12 protein-coding genes are annotated in these 13,740 nt (G+C 72.5%); 7 read left to right on the forward strand and 5 right to left on the reverse strand.

The features are described from left to right. Positions 1-30 precede the first annotated feature (30 nt). Complete coding sequence (locus AB0I42_RS01120; RefSeq protein WP_357532978.1) at positions 31-831, reverse strand: AraC family transcriptional regulator; 801 nt, start codon at positions 829-831, stop codon at positions 31-33. Between the two features lie 133 nt (positions 832-964). Here AB0I42_RS01120 and AB0I42_RS01125 point away from each other — a divergent pair, with 133 nt between their 5' ends. From AB0I42_RS01125 to AB0I42_RS01145, 5 genes are read left to right on the forward strand one after another with little or no spacing between them, the layout of a single operon-like run. Beyond that, positions 965-1,966, forward strand: a complete 1,002-nt coding sequence (locus AB0I42_RS01125; RefSeq protein WP_357532980.1) for an ABC transporter substrate-binding protein — start codon at positions 965-967, stop codon at positions 1,964-1,966. Beyond that, positions 1,963-2,781 (forward strand): siderophore-interacting protein, encoded by an 819-nt coding sequence (locus tag AB0I42_RS01130; protein WP_357532982.1) that lies wholly within the window; start codon positions 1,963-1,965, stop codon positions 2,779-2,781. Before AB0I42_RS01125 ends, AB0I42_RS01130 begins: the two co-directional genes overlap by 4 nt. Beyond that, positions 2,768-3,760 carry an iron chelate uptake ABC transporter family permease subunit gene (locus AB0I42_RS01135; RefSeq protein WP_357532983.1) on the forward strand — a complete coding sequence of 331 codons (993 nt, stop codon included), beginning with the start codon at positions 2,768-2,770 and terminating at the stop codon, positions 3,758-3,760. The genes AB0I42_RS01130 and AB0I42_RS01135 overlap by 14 nt, the downstream gene beginning before the upstream one ends. Next, positions 3,757-4,788 carry an iron chelate uptake ABC transporter family permease subunit gene (locus tag AB0I42_RS01140; RefSeq protein WP_357532985.1) on the forward strand — a complete coding sequence of 344 codons (1,032 nt, stop codon included), beginning with the start codon at positions 3,757-3,759 and terminating at the stop codon, positions 4,786-4,788. Before AB0I42_RS01135 ends, AB0I42_RS01140 begins: the two co-directional genes overlap by 4 nt. Next, positions 4,785-5,561 (forward strand): ABC transporter ATP-binding protein, encoded by a 777-nt coding sequence (locus AB0I42_RS01145; RefSeq protein WP_357532987.1) that lies wholly within the window; start codon positions 4,785-4,787, stop codon positions 5,559-5,561. Before AB0I42_RS01140 ends, AB0I42_RS01145 begins: the two co-directional genes overlap by 4 nt. A gap of 16 nt (positions 5,562-5,577) precedes the next feature. Here AB0I42_RS01145 and AB0I42_RS01150 read toward each other — a convergent pair whose 3' ends face one another. From AB0I42_RS01150 to AB0I42_RS01160, 3 genes are all read right to left on the reverse strand, one after another. Then, positions 5,578-6,273, reverse strand: coding sequence for a class I SAM-dependent methyltransferase (locus AB0I42_RS01150; protein ID WP_357532988.1), 696 nt, complete (start codon positions 6,271-6,273; stop codon positions 5,578-5,580). A gap of 87 nt (positions 6,274-6,360) precedes the next feature. Continuing rightward, positions 6,361-7,896 (reverse strand): MFS transporter, encoded by a 1,536-nt coding sequence (locus AB0I42_RS01155; protein ID WP_357532990.1) that lies wholly within the window; start codon positions 7,894-7,896, stop codon positions 6,361-6,363. 189 nt (positions 7,897-8,085) lie between these two features. Further along, the gene (locus AB0I42_RS01160) at positions 8,086-9,342 is read right to left on the reverse strand and encodes a cytochrome P450 (protein ID WP_357532992.1); all 1,257 of its coding nucleotides are present in this window, start codon (positions 9,340-9,342) and stop codon (positions 8,086-8,088) included. A 232-nt stretch (positions 9,343-9,574) separates the two neighbouring features. Here AB0I42_RS01160 and AB0I42_RS01165 point away from each other — a divergent pair, with 232 nt between their 5' ends. Continuing rightward, positions 9,575-10,780, forward strand: coding sequence for a serine hydrolase domain-containing protein (locus tag AB0I42_RS01165; RefSeq protein ID WP_357532994.1), 1,206 nt, complete (start codon positions 9,575-9,577; stop codon positions 10,778-10,780). Between the two features lie 47 nt (positions 10,781-10,827). Then, entirely contained in the window at positions 10,828-11,355 is a 528-nt protein-coding gene (locus AB0I42_RS01170; protein ID WP_357532996.1) for a class I SAM-dependent methyltransferase, read from the forward strand. A 60-nt stretch (positions 11,356-11,415) separates the two neighbouring features. Here AB0I42_RS01170 and AB0I42_RS01175 read toward each other — a convergent pair whose 3' ends face one another. Next, complete coding sequence (locus AB0I42_RS01175; protein ID WP_357532998.1) at positions 11,416-13,701, reverse strand: hypothetical protein; 2,286 nt, start codon at positions 13,699-13,701, stop codon at positions 11,416-11,418. Positions 13,702-13,740 lie beyond the last annotated feature (39 nt).

Consider the following 13,740-nt stretch of genomic DNA (forward strand, 5'->3'; position numbering starts at 1 on the left):
ACAGTCACGGGGAGTAGGCATGATCCCCGTTCAGGTCGTCTCCCGGGGCGTGTGGCGGCCCGGGGTGTAGCCGTACTCCCGGGCGAAGGCGGTGATGAAGGACGACGGGCTGGCGTACCCGACCCGGTGCGCGACCTCGGTCACCGGATGTGTCTCCAGCAGCACCCGCGAGGCGAGCAGGCGCAGCCGGGTCCGCCACCGCGAGTACGGCATCCCGAACTCCCGCTCGAAGTCGCGTTGCAGGGTCTTGACGCTGATGTGCAGCCGGTCGGCCCACTCGTCGAGACGGGTCGGGTCGCCGGGATCGTGTGAGATCGCCCGGGCGACGGTCATCGCGAACCCGGGGCCGCCGGCCGGACCGGCGGACGACTCGGCGACCGGGGCGCCGAGTCCGGCCATGATGCGGGCCCGGGCGGTGAGCGCGGTGTCCTCGGCGCAGCCCTTGCGGGCGATGACCGGCAGCAGCCGGGCCGCCTCGTCGTCGATGGCGGCGGCGCCGGCGCGCAGGTCGGCCAGGGCCGGCGGCACCTGGCGCAGGCAGACCCGGTAGACGGTCTGCTGGTCGGCCGCCCGCACCTCGTGGGTGACGGCCCGGTGCACCCAGAACACCTCCCCGCCGCCGACGAACCGGGTCCGCGTCCCGTGCCGGGTGGCGAGCACGCCGGTGGGTGACCAGTAGAACTGGTGCAGGAAGTCCTGCCGGCTCTCCCCGAAGTCGAGCAGGGCCGCCGAGCGGTACTTGAGGATCAGGATCCCGTCGGGTCGGCCCAGGCCGTACCCGTACTCCTCGCAACTGTGCGGGTCGGCGCCGACCGGGTCCTGCACGGTCACCGACTGACCTCCGCTCGACATTGCGTGACCTCCCGTCGACATCGCACGACCGGAGCTAAGGCTAGCCTTAGTTACGCTCCGGCGTGAAGCCGGTCCACCGCTCTGACCTGCGACGGTTCAAAGGAACAAGGCAATGTCAACTCGACCCTCCTGGCGCCTGGTCGGTGCCACGGTCCTGGCGCTCGGCCTGCTCGCCGGCTGCGGCGCCACCGACTCCGGCACCGACGACACCGGCGGCGACGTGGCGACCCGCGTCTTCCAGGCCGACAACGGCGACATCACGATCCCGGCCGACCCCAAGCGGGTGGTGGCCACCGGCTACGCCGTCCCGGTCCTGATCGAGGCCGACGCCGCCCTGGTGGGCATCTCGACCTGGAAGCGCGGGCTGGCGATGATGACCGAGGAGGACCTCGCCACCTACGAGGGCCTCGACAAGATCGCCGGGGAGACGGCCGCCGAGACCAACTACGAGGCCATCGCCAACGCGAAACCCGACCTCATCGTCATCGGCGTACCGGCACCGGTCCTCGCCGACATCGACCTGGACCGGCTGGAGTCGATCGCGCCCGTCGTGGCCATCGGCCCGACCGTCCCCTCGGCGTGGCGCGACCTGTCGCGGCGCCAGTCCGACGCCGCCGGCCGGCTCGACAACTTCGAGGCCGCCAAGACCGCGTACGAGACGAAGGCCGCCGAACTCAAGACGAAGTACGCCGACGCCCTCACCGGCCTCGAGTTCGGCCACCTCGGCGCGTACGGCGCCGTCGCCGCCGGCACGTTCCACCGCGAGTTCGCCGGCTCGTGGGGCACCAACATCGCCCAGGACGTCGGCGTGACGTACTACGGCGAGGTCAAGAAGAAGGGCGGCGGCGGACTCGACGTCACCGAGTACCCGTCGATCGAGGAGGTGCCGGCGAGCTTCGGCGCGGCCGACGCCATCACGTACACGCTCCAGGCCGACGGCACGGTGAGCGAGGCGGTGCAGCGGGTGCTCGACACCGACCTGTGGAAGAACCTGCCGGCGGTGAAGGCCGGCCTGGTCTTCCCGGTGCGCTACACCGAGGCGGCGACGTTCGCGTCGGCACTGAAAACCCTCGACTCGCTCGACCAGGCGCTCGCGCCGCTGCTCACCCGATGAGCGCGGCCCGCCCCGACCCGCGTGCGGCGATGGCCGCCCACCAGCGGACGGGGACCGGCACGACACGCGTGCCGTACCCGATCGGGGTCCGCACCGTGCCGGTCCTGGCCCGGCAACAGGTCACCCCGCGCATGGTGCGGCTCACGGTCGGCGGACCGGATCTCGCCGGATTCCACACCTACCAGGCCGACGACCACGTCAAGATCGTCTTCCCGGATCGGGACGGCACCCGGCGGGTGCCGGTCCCCAACGACCGACAGATGCTCGACTGGCCGGACCCGCTGCCCACCACCCGCCGCTACACCGTTCGGCGGTACGACGCGGCGGCCGGCGAACTCGACCTCGACTTCGTGCTCCACACGGGCGGGATCGCCTCGACCTGGGCGGCCGGCGTACGGGTCGGCGACGAGGTGACCATCGCCGGCCCGCCCGGCTCGAAGGCGTTCGCCCTCAACTACGACCACTACGTCTTCGCGGTCGACGCCACCGCGCTGCCGGCCGCCGCCCGCTGGCTGGAGGAGTCACCGGCCGACGTCTCGGCCCACCTCGTGATCGAGACCGGGCACGCCGACGAGCAGGCGTACCCGCTGGCGGAGCGGGCCGGCGTCGAGGTGACCTGGCTGCTGCGCGCCGACGGCCGCTCCCGGCTGGCCGCCACGGTCGAGGCGCTGCCGCTGCCCGACGGGCGCAACTTCCTCTTCGCGGCCGGCGAGGCCGGTGACATCAGGCCGCTGCGGGCGTGGCGCCGGGGCCGGCTCGACGCCCTGTTCACCGGGTACTGGAAGCGCGGAGTTGCCGGGTTTGACGACGACTGAGCTGCCGCGGCAGGTCGCCATCCTGGCCGGCTCCGTCGCGCTGCTCGTCGTCGCGGCGGGTGCCAGCGTGAGCATCGGGGCGCACGCGATCCCACCGGCCGAGGTGTGGCGGGCCCTGACCGACTACGCCGGCACCGACGAGCACCTCATCGTCCGCGACATCCGGATCCCCCGTACGGTGATCGGCATCTGCGTCGGCGCCGCCCTCGGCACCGCCGGCGCGCTGATCCAGGCCCTGACCCGCAACCCGCTGGCCGAACCCGGCATCCTCGGGGTGACCGCCGGTGCCGGGTTCGCGATCAACCTGGGTGTCCTGTTCGGCCTCGCCGGCACGCAGTCCGCCCGGCTGGGGCTCGCGGTCGCCGGCTGCGCCCTCGCCGCCCTCGTGGTGTACGCCGTCGGCCGTACCTCACCGCTGCGGCTGGTCCTCGCCGGCGTGGCGCTCACCTCGGTCCTGATGGGCGTCTCGCTGGGGCTACGGCTGCTCTTCCCCGACGTCTTCGACCGCTACCGCTTCTGGTCGGTCGGGACGCTGGCCGGCACCGAGCAGACACCGCTGGCCGTACCGGTGCTGCTGATCGTGGCCGCGCTGGTCGGCGCCATGGTGGTGAGCGGGCCGCTGCGCGCCGTCGCCCTGGGCGAGCAGGTCGCCCACGCGCTCGGCGCCCACGTCGCGCGGACCCGCACCGCCGTGCTGGTGCTCGTCACCCTGCTCGCCGGGGCGGCCACGGCGGTGGCCGGGCCGATCGCCTTCGTCGGGCTGATCGTCCCGCACCTGGCCCGCCGGCTGGCCGCCGGCTCGGTCCCCTGGCTGACCGGGTACGCGATCGTGCTCGGGCCGGTCCTGCTGCTGATCGCCGACATCGGCGCCCGGGTCCTGCTGCCCACCGGCGAGGTGCCGGTGGCCGTGGTGACCGCGTTCATCGGCGGCGTCGTGCTGATCTGGGCCGTCCGCCGCTACGGGGCGGCGGCGCTGTGACCGGCGACGCACCCCCGGTCGCGATCCGGGCCGGGCGGTTCTCGGCCCTGGTCGAGCGGCGTACGGTCGCCGTGTCACTGACCCTGCTCGGCGTCGCACTGCTGCTGGCGTTCGTCGGCCTCAGCCACGGCAGCACCTGGTCGACACCGCCCGAGGTGTTCGCGGCGCTGACCGGACGCGGCGACTCGTCGGTGGTGATCCTCCAGTGGCGGCTGCCCCGGGTGGCCGCGGCCCTCGTCTTCGGCGCCGCCCTCGGCCTCGCCGGGGCGATCTTCCAGAACCTGACCCGCAACCCGCTCGGCAGCCCGGACGTCATCGGCCTGGACGCCGGCGCGTACACCGGCGCGCTGATCGCGATCGCGGTCCTGAACGGGACGTCGGCGCAGCTCGCCACCGGCTCGGTGCTCGGCGGCCTGCTGGCCGCGGCGACGATCTACCTGCTGTCGCTCGACTCCGGGCTCAGCGGCCTGCGGCTGGTCGTCACCGGGATCGCGGTCAACGCCATCCTGACCGCGCTCAACTCGTGGATCGTGCTGCGCGCCGAACTCGACGTGGCGATCGCCGCGACCGGCTGGAACGCGGGCTCGCTGAACGGCGTCGACTGGGACGAGCTGTACCTGCCGTTCGCCGTGGTCGGCGTGCTCGCCCTCGCACTCGTCACGCTGTCGAACGCGATGCACCAGGCGGCACTCGGCGACCAGCTCGCGGTCACCTCCGGGGTCGGCCTGAACCGGCTCCGCCTGCTGCTGGTCCTGGTCGGGGTCGGCTGCACCGCGACGGTGACCGCGGTCGCCGGTCCGATCGTGTTCATCGCGCTGGCCGCGCCGCAGATCGGCCGCCGGCTGGCCCGGGCCGCCGGCGTCACCCTGCTGCCGGCCGCGCTGACCGGCGCGCTGCTGCTGCTCTGCGCCGACCTCGTCGCGCAGCTGCTGCTGGCCCCGGTCGCGCTGCCGGTCGGCGTGGTGACGACGGCGATCGGCGGCTGCTATCTCATCTGGCTGCTCATCAGGGAGGTGAAGCGACGGTGAAGGCGCGGCTGACCGCCCGGGACCTGGCCCTCGCGTACGGCGACCGGGTGGTGTCGACACAGATCGACCTCGACATCCCCGACGGCGCGTTCACCGCGATCGTAGGGCCGAACGCGTGCGGGAAGTCGACGCTGCTGAAGGCGCTCGTCCGGTTGCTCACCCCGGCGACCGGCGCTGTCCGCCTCGACGGCCGCGACGTGGCCGCCCACCGGCCGAAGGCCTTCGCGCGGGAGGTCGGCTTCCTGCCCCAGGGACTCGTCGCGCCGGAGAACATCACGGTCCGGCGGCTGGTCGCCCGGGGCCGCTACCCGCACCAGTCGCTGCTGTCGACGTGGTCGCCGGACGACGAACGGGCGGTCGACGAGGCGATGGCGGCGGCCGGGGTCGCCGAACTGGCCGGACGGCAGGTCGAGGAGTTGTCCGGCGGCCAGCGGCAACGGGTGTGGATCGCGATGGTGCTGGCCCAGCGGACGCCGTACCTGCTGCTCGACGAGCCCACCACGTTCCTCGACATCACCCACCAGTACGGGCTCCTCGCCCTGTTCGCCCGGCTGCGGGACGAGGGCCGTACGGTCATCGCGGTGCTGCACGACATCAACCAGGCGTGCCGGTTCGCCGACCACCTGGTGGCGATGAAGGACGGCCGGGTGGTCGCCGAGGGGGCACCGGCCGACATCGTGGACGCGGCGCTGATGCGGCGGGTCTTCGACCTGCCGAGCATCGTGATGCCCAACCCGGCGACCGGTGCGCCGATGGTGGTGCCGACGGCCTGAACGGGCCGCCGCCCGGTCAGTCGCGCTCGGCCTCGCAGATCCAGGCCGGCAGCTTCGGGCGGCCCAGCTCGTCCTTGTCGACCGGGATGCCGGCCCGGCTGAAGAACTCGCCCGCGACGGTGTTGACCAGGTAGGTGCCGATCCGCAGGTCGGTGATCCGCCAGCCGGCGCCGCCGAGGGTGCCGTGCAGTTCGTCGGCCGAGATCCGGTAGACGCCGGGCAGGTCGAACGGCATCGTGTCGGCGAAGCAGAAGAGGTTGAGCCGGGAGCCGGGACGGCCGGCCCGGTGGAGGGCGGCGGCGTAGGCGCGGCGCTGGTCGGCGTCGAGTACGTCGTACAGGGCGCTGTCGAGCAGGGTGTCGAAGCGGCCCTCGTACGCGGCGAGGCTGGTCGCGTCGGCGACCTCGAAGACGGCGTCGGCACCGGCGGCGTCGGCCCGCTTACGGGCCCACTCGACGGCGGTCGGGGCGACGTCGACCGCGACGACCTGGTAGCCGAGCTTGGCGAGGTGGATGGCGTTGTCGCCGAGCCCGCAGCCGGCGTCGAGCACGCTGCCGGAGATCCGGCCGGCCCGCTCGCAGTCGACCACGACCGGCTGCACCGCACCGATGTCCCACGGGACGGCGGCGAAGGTCATCCCCTCGACCGGTGACTCACCCTGGTAGAACGCCTCGAAGTCCATCGTGGAACTGTCGGTGGGGTTGGTGCTCATCGGTCCTCCTCAGCGCGGGCCGGACAGCCGTCCAGGAGCTTTCTACACCCGGCCGTACGGGCCGGGCCGAAACCTGAAAGGGACTTGTCAGTCGGTCTTGACCGGCGCGGTCCGTACGGTGCGCAGCGCGACGACGGCGACCGCGCACATGGCCACGGTCAGCACCACGCTGATGACGGCGGTGACCTCCAGTGCCCGGGCGAAGGCGTCGCGGGCGGCGGCGAGCAGTTCGGCGCCGAGCGGGCCGGGCAGTTCCTCCGCGACCGCGACCGCGCCGCCGAGGGTGTCCCGGGCCGAGCCGGCGGCGTCGGAGGCGACCCCGACGGGCGTGGTGTCGGCCATGATGCCGCGGTAGACGGCGGTGCTGACGCTGCCCAGGATGGCGATGCCGAGGGCGGTGCCGAACTCGGAGCCGGCCTCGGAGATCGCCGACGCGGCACCGGCCTCCTCCTCCGGCGCGGTCGACACCATCAGGTCGGTGGCCAGGATGTAGACCGGGGCGAGGCCGACGCAGAACACGACCGAGGCGACGACCGGTATGGCCACTCCCCCACCCGCCTCGACCTGGGTGAGGACGGCGAACCCGATCGCGGCGCAGGCGAGTCCGGCGCCCATGACGTACCCGGGCCGTAGCCGGGTGGCCAGCGCCGGTCCGACCATGGCGCCGGCGATGAACCCGATCGACGACGGTACGGTCCACAGGCCCGCCGCCAGCGGCGAGAGCCCGACCACCAGTTGCAGGTACTGGGCGATGAGGAACAGCGTGCCGAAGGCGACCAGGAACGCCAGCGTCTGCGCGGCGAGCGAGGCGCTGAACGCCACGCGGTGGAACAGCCGCAGGTCGAGCAGCGGGTCGGCGAGGCGGCGCTGCCGTACGCCGAACAGGACGGCCACCACGACGCCGGCCACGATGGAGACCACGGCGGTCCAGGCCGCGGCGCCCTCGGCGATCTGCTTGATGCCGTAGATGACCGCCAGCACGGCGACCACCGACATGGCCGCGCTGAGCAGGTCGAACCGTCCGGCGGCCGGGTTGCGGTATTCGGGCAGCAGGGCCGGGCCGAGGGCCAGCAGGAGCACCATGACCGGTACGCCGACCAGGAACACCGAACCCCACCAGAACCGTTCGAGCAGGACACCGCCGACCAGTGGGCCGATCACCGCGCCGAGCGAGAAGCTGATCGTCCAGATGCCGATGGCCAGGGTCCGCTGGGCCGGGTCGTGGAACATGGTGCGGATCAGCGAGAGGGTCGACGGCATCAGGGTCGCACCGGCGACGCCGAGCAGTGCCCGGGCCAGGATGAGCATCTCGGCGCTGGTGGAGAAGGCCGCCAGCAGGGACGCCGCCCCGAAGGCCGCGCCGCCGATCAGCAGCAGCCGGCGCCGGCCGACGCGGTCGCCGAGGGTGCCCATGGCGATGAGCGAGCCGGCGATGAGGAAGCCGTAGATGTCGACGATCCACAGCAGCTGGGCGCCGCTGGGCCGCAGGTCGGCGCTGAGGTGCGGCACCGCCAGGTTGAGCACGGTGAGGTCCATGGAGACCAGCAGGCAGGGCAGGGCGAGAACGGCGAGCCCGAGCCACTCGCGGTGTCCGGCGCGGGGGCTGGCGACTTCGGTGGTCATCGGCGCGGATCTCCCTGGGGGTCGGCGGACGGCGGCGGCGCACCAGTGAGCACGATGGCCGCCCCTCCCGCGTGGCGGGAGGGGCGGCCGTGCGGGCGTATCTTATGTCATCGGATCATCGCTCAGGGTGAAAGCCAAGATCCGGCGACGGATTCCCCGATTGACCACGGTGGATCGGACTCGGATCGCTCAGCGCGGGTAGTTGCGCACCGGGTCGAAGGTGATCGGCAGGTCGACCAGGCTGCGGAACATCGAGCTGCGCTGGTAGGAAAGGTCTTCCTCGGCGCACGCCAACCGCATGTTCTCCAGGTTGACCAGGCGGTCCAGCGCCGACCGCAGTTCGATCCGGGCGAGCACCGCGCCGAGGCAGAAGCGCATTCCGGCGCCGAACGACATCGGCTGGACGTTGGTGCGGGTCACGTCGAAGCGGTCCGGGTCGTCGAACTGCAGCGGGTCGCGGTTGGCGGCGCCCATCAGCGCGACGACGAAGTCACCCTTCTTGAGGAGCTTGCCGCCCAGTTCCACGTCCTCGCCGAGCCGGCGGCTGTTCGACTGCACCGCGGAGTCGTAGCGCAGCCCCTCCTCGACCGCGCCCGGGATCAGGCTGCGGTCGCGGCGCAGCATCTCGAGCTGCTCGGGGTGGCGCAGCAGGGCGAGGATGGTGTTGGTGATCTGGTTGGTCACCGTGTCGTGGCCGGCGAACACGACCGAGATGATGGTGCTGATGATCTCGTTGACGCTCACCGGGCGCTCGCCGGCGCGGGTGCTCGTCTCGACCTCGGCGAGCATGATGCTGATCAGGTCGTCGCGCGGCTGGGCCTTGCGGATCTCGATCAGCTCGCGCAGGTAGTCGGCGAAGGCCCCCATCGCGATGTTGCCCTTCCTGATCTCTTCCTCGTTGGGCACGAGGTCGAGGGTCGGGGCGATGTCCAGCGACCAGGTGCGCACACCCTGGTAGCCCTCCGGCGGGATGCCGAGCAGGTCGCAGACGAAGACCAGGGCGACCGGTGCGGCGAAGTCGCTGACCAGGTCCATCTCGCCGCGCGCGGCCTGCGGGGCGAGCAGGGCGTCGACGGTGCGGTCGATGTCGGGCTCCAGGGCCCGCATCCGCTTGGGGGCGAACACCGGGGCGACCAGGGACCGCAGCCGGGTGTGGTTGGGGTCGTCCTCGAAGAAGAGGGTGTAGGCCATGATGTCCTTCAGCGGCCCGGGGCCGATCATGACCTCCCAGAAGTCGCGCACGCTGGCGCAACCGAACCGCTTGTCACTCATCGCGAGCCGTACGTCGGCGTAGCGGGTGACGTACCAGGTGCCCTCGGCGCCCTGGTGGACCGGGTCGTTTCGCAGCAGCCAGTTGTAGTAGGGGTAGGGGTCGTTCTGGAAGCTCGGCTCCAGCGGGTCGAGGCCGGTCGCGGGAACCGGAGTACCGATGAGCGGGATCGTCATTTGCCTTCCTCCATCACAGACCCGGGTGCTCAGTCACTTGAAAATCATAGAGTTGATGACTGACCATGTATACCCGTGAACCGGTCCGCATCCTGCTGTAATCCTTGTCTTTCAACGCTTTGAAAGACCTTTGCCGGACGGAAGCCGTCGACGGATTGCAAGATTCATATAGCTGGCCGGTCGATCCTGTTAGGATCTGGCGGCGACGCGACCCCGACCCGGGAGGCCCGCTGTGTCCGACGCCGCGCCCATCACGCCCCACGCCCCGGCCCACGCCGCCGATCCGGCGGTGCCCGATCCCGGGGTGGCCAAGCACTTCGACCCGGTCGTCGACGACGCGGTCGACAGCGGGCGGGTGATCGGCGCGGCCGTCCTGGTCGCCCGGCGCGGCGTCGTCGTCTACGAGCGCTACGCCGGCTGGGCCGACCGGGAGCACCAGGTCCGCCCCTCGGCCGGCACCCAGTTCCGGCTGGCCAGCATGACCAAGCCGCTCGTCTCGGTTGCCGCGCTGGCCCTGGTCGAGCAGGGCCGGCTCACCCTGGACACCCCGGCACACGAGGTGCTGCCGTACTTCCGCCCCGCGCTCGCCGACGGCCGCACGCCGGACGTCACCCTGCGCCACCTGCTCACCCACACCGCCGGGCTCGGCTACGGCTTCCTGCAGCCCGACAACCAGCCGTACGCCGACGCCGGGGTCTCCGACGGCGCCGACGTCAGCACGTCGACGCTGGCCGACAACCTGCGCCGGCTGGCCGGCGTGCCGCTGTTCTTCGAGCCGGGCACGGCCTGGTCCTACTCGCTGGCGACCGACGTGGTCGGCGCGATGGTCGAGGCGCTGACCGGTGAGCCGCTGCCCGCCGTCGTGGCGCGTCTGGTGACCGGCCCGCTGGGGATGCGCGACACCGTCTTCCACGCCGCCGACCCGGCCCGACTGCCGGCCGCGTACGCCGACGAGCCGGGCCGGCCGGCCCGCCGGATGGGCGCCGCCGACGAGGTGCCGCTGCCCTACGCGGGTGTGATCCGTTACGCGCCGGACCGGGTCACCGACCCGGACGCCTACCCGTCCGCGGGGATGGGCATGGTCGGCACCGCCCGCGACTACCTGCGCTTCCTGGAGGCGGTTCGGCTGGGCGGCGCACCGGTCCTCTCCCCCGCCACGACGGACCTGATGACGACCGACGCGGTCGAGGGTCACCCGCTGGACATCGCGCCCGGCTACGGCTTCGGGCTCGGCTTCTCGGTCGTACGCGACCGGGCGGAGGCGGGCGACGCCCGGCCGGTCGGCAGCTACGGCTGGAGCGGGGTCTACGGCACGCACTGCTACGTCGACCCGGTGGCCGAGGTCAGCGTGGTGTCGCTGACCAACACGGCGCTGGAGGGAATGATCGGCGGGTTCGCCAACGAGGTCGAGCAGGCGCTGTACCGCGTCGACTGGTAAGCCCGCCACGGGCCGCTTTCCGCCGGTTCACCCGCTAACATGGTGAAATGGGCACACAGTCCGTTCCTGAGCGTCTGCAATGGACCGTCGACCGGCTCGGGCTGAAGCCCGGCGACGACGTACTCGAGATCGGCTGCGGCCGCGGTGTCGCCGTGGCCCTCGTCGCCGACCTGCTCGACGGCGGAACGATCACCGCCATCGACCGCTCCGACAAGGCCATCGACGGCGCCCGGCAACGCAACCGGGAGCACGTCGACACCGGCCGCGTCGTCCTGCACACGGCGGCGCTGGAAGACGTCGAACTCGGTGCCGCCACCTTCGACGTGATCTTCGCGGTCAACGTGAACCTCTTCTGGGTGCGCCGCGCCGACGCCGAGGCCGGCCTGCTCAAGCGGCTGCTGCGCCCCGGAGGCCGGCTGCATCTGGTGTGGGAGCCGCCCGGCGGCGGCAAGGCCACCCAGATCGCCGACACGGTCGGCGGGCTGCTCTCCGACAACGGGTTCGAGGTCACCGTCGGAACCGGCACGACCGGCACCGGAGCGGCCCTGGTCGACGTACGGGGCACGGTGCGCTGATCCGGCACACGAACCGGGGCCGGCCCGTCGGGCCGACCCCGGTTCGCGGTTGGTCCTGCGTCAGCGGCGCACCTGGTAGGCCCGGGTGATCGTCTGCTCGACCCGGTTGCCGGCCTTGTCGAGGTGGGTGGCCCGCAGCGACACGTGGTCCACACCCCGCGGGTGCGGCACCAGTGCCGTACGGGAGTCACCCGACCCGAGCAGCGGCACGGGGAACCAGAACCGGCCGTCGTACGACGCCTCGACGGTCAACTGCTTCGTCGCGGCACCGGCCGATCCGTCCTGGCGCTGCACCGAGACCGGTACGGAGAACACCGTGCTGCCCGGCGCCCGGTTGTGGTCGTCGAGGTTCGGCGCGAACCGGACCACCGCCAGCGGCAGCCGCTGGGGGGCCGTGACCGTCGCCGACTTGAACGTCCACTGCACCGACACCGAACTCGTCAGGTCGGCCACCCCGCTGCGGGTCGCCTTCGCCTCCAGCCGGTACGTCGCCTGCCCGGCCGGCACGGTGAACGACCCGGTCGCCACCTGCGTGTTCTGCCCGACCAGCGAGCCGTTGCGGAAGAGCTTCGTCGTCGCGCCGGTCACGTTGGAGCGCGCCTCGCGGTTCGCGCCGTGGTCGGTGAAGAGCGGGATCTCGACATCGATCTGGTTGCCGGTCCGGGTCGCCTTCGTCCACGACCACGGCCAGCTCGCCGGGAACGACGGACCGAACACCCCGGTGTTCCAGCGCTCGCTGCCCTGGTTGCCGGCGCTGAACATGCGCGCCCCGCTGTAGAGCATCGTCTCCGGGTTGTCGTTCGGCGCCCCGGTGAACGTGCCCACCGACGACAGCCACGGGGTGTCCGGCACGTAGTACTCGGTGATGGTGAACGGCAGCGTGCCGTGGACCAGGTAGTCCTTGCGGCCGGTCTTGCCCGGGGCCGCGGCGGCCAGCCGGGCCTGCACCTTGCCCAGCTCGGCGTCACCCATGTGCCGGATCAGGTCGGTCGGCACCCGGTCCGGTTCGAGCCACTGCACATGGTAGAGGTACGGGCTGCCACCGAATCCGCCCTGGCCGTCCGGCCGGGCCAGCCGGGCGGCGACGTAGAAGACGAACTGGTCGGCCGGCGCGGCACTGTCCGACGGCCGGACCAGCATGCCGTCGAAGTTGACCCCGTGCGTGCTGCCGCCGATCATCCGGCCGTCGACCGTCATCCGGGAGAAGATCGCGGCGACCTCGCCCGGCTCGGCGTCGGACCGGTCGACGGTCAGCCCGATCGGGCGGCCCTCGGTGGCGGTCAGCGCGATCGTCCGGGCCCGGTCGTGCACCACCAGCGGCTCGGCGATGTAGGTGCTCAGCGCACCGGTGCCGATCTGGGCCTCCATGAAGTAGTTGCCGGCCGGCAGCGAGACCACGGCGGTGCCGGACGGGTCCGTCGCCGTCACGACGTTCTCCCGCTCCACGTCGTTGAAGGTGACGGTCCAGTTCGTGGCCGGGTTGCCGTTGTGGTCGGTGGCGACCAGGGTCAGCTGGTGGCTCGCCTGGGTCACGACCGGCGTACGCGCCGCCGCGCCGGACCGGACGAACCGGGTGCCGTCGGTCCCGCCGGCGGTCACGGCGAGGTCGATCGGACCGGCCCCGGTGGCCGGGAACCGCTCGACGACCGCGAGGTCGACGACGGCCTCCCGGCGCTCGGTGGCCGCCCGCATCGCGGCGATCAGCCGCGACTCCGAGTCGGCACCGAGGTCCGGCGCGCCGCTGCCGCCGGCCGTGGCGGAGAGCGGGGCGTCGAGCCAGAGCCCGGCGGCTCCGCCGCCCAGCACGGGTACGTCGTTCTTGGGTGCCAGCCGGGACCAGAACTGCCCGGCCCGGTCGCGCGCCACCCGTACCCCCGCCGCGTCGATCAGCGGCAGCCGGGTGACGGCCTGGCCGCCGGCGGCCGCCGCGGCCCGGGTCTCGTCGGCGGCGGTCACGATCAGTGGCAGCTCACGGGCGTCGGCGTCGGCGTAGCCGAGTTCGAGCAGGCGGCTGACGTTGAACAGGCGCGCGTCGACGGTGCCGGCGGCGATCAGGGTGGCCGCGTCGGAGGGTACGACGTGTACGTCGCCGCCCCGGACGGACCGCTGGAACCGGACCGACTCGCGGCCCGGCGCCGGCTTCACGACCAGTTCCTGTCCGGCCGGTGCGTCCGGGCGGGACAGCACCCGGTCGCCGGTGACGAGAGTCAGCCACGGCTCGGCGTACGGGGCACCGGTGGTCGACGGGGCCGCCTGCGCGCCACCGGCCAGCACCGCGGTAGTGACCGGCAGCACGACCGCGAGGGCCAGTGCCATGGTGGGAAATCTGCTGCGCCGTCGTGACATGGAAACTCCTCACGGCTGGGACGGCTCGGACGAGCAAAA

Origin of the sequence: Polymorphospora sp. NPDC050346, assembly GCF_040655695.1 — a bacterium.
GTDB lineage: Bacteria > Actinomycetota > Actinomycetes > Mycobacteriales > Micromonosporaceae > Polymorphospora > Polymorphospora lycopeni.

Bases quoted from the DNA above. Each gene is read 5' to 3' on its own strand.
- AB0I42_RS01155 (WP_357532990.1), bottom strand. From the start codon at position 7,896: ATGACCACCGAAGTCGCCAGCCCCCGCGCCGGACACCGCGAGTGGCTC.
- AB0I42_RS01160 (WP_357532992.1), bottom strand. From the start codon at position 9,342: ATGACGATCCCGCTCATCGGTACTCCGGTTCCCGCGACCGGCCTCGAC.
- AB0I42_RS01125 (WP_357532980.1), top strand. From the start codon at position 965: ATGTCAACTCGACCCTCCTGGCGCCTGGTCGGTGCCACGGTCCTGGCG.
- AB0I42_RS01150 (WP_357532988.1), bottom strand. From the start codon at position 6,273: ATGAGCACCAACCCCACCGACAGTTCCACGATGGACTTCGAGGCGTTC.
- AB0I42_RS01130 (WP_357532982.1), top strand. From the start codon at position 1,963: ATGAGCGCGGCCCGCCCCGACCCGCGTGCGGCGATGGCCGCCCACCAG.
- AB0I42_RS01170 (WP_357532996.1), top strand. From the start codon at position 10,828: ATGGGCACACAGTCCGTTCCTGAGCGTCTGCAATGGACCGTCGACCGG.
- AB0I42_RS01175 (WP_357532998.1), bottom strand. From the start codon at position 13,701: ATGTCACGACGGCGCAGCAGATTTCCCACCATGGCACTGGCCCTCGCG.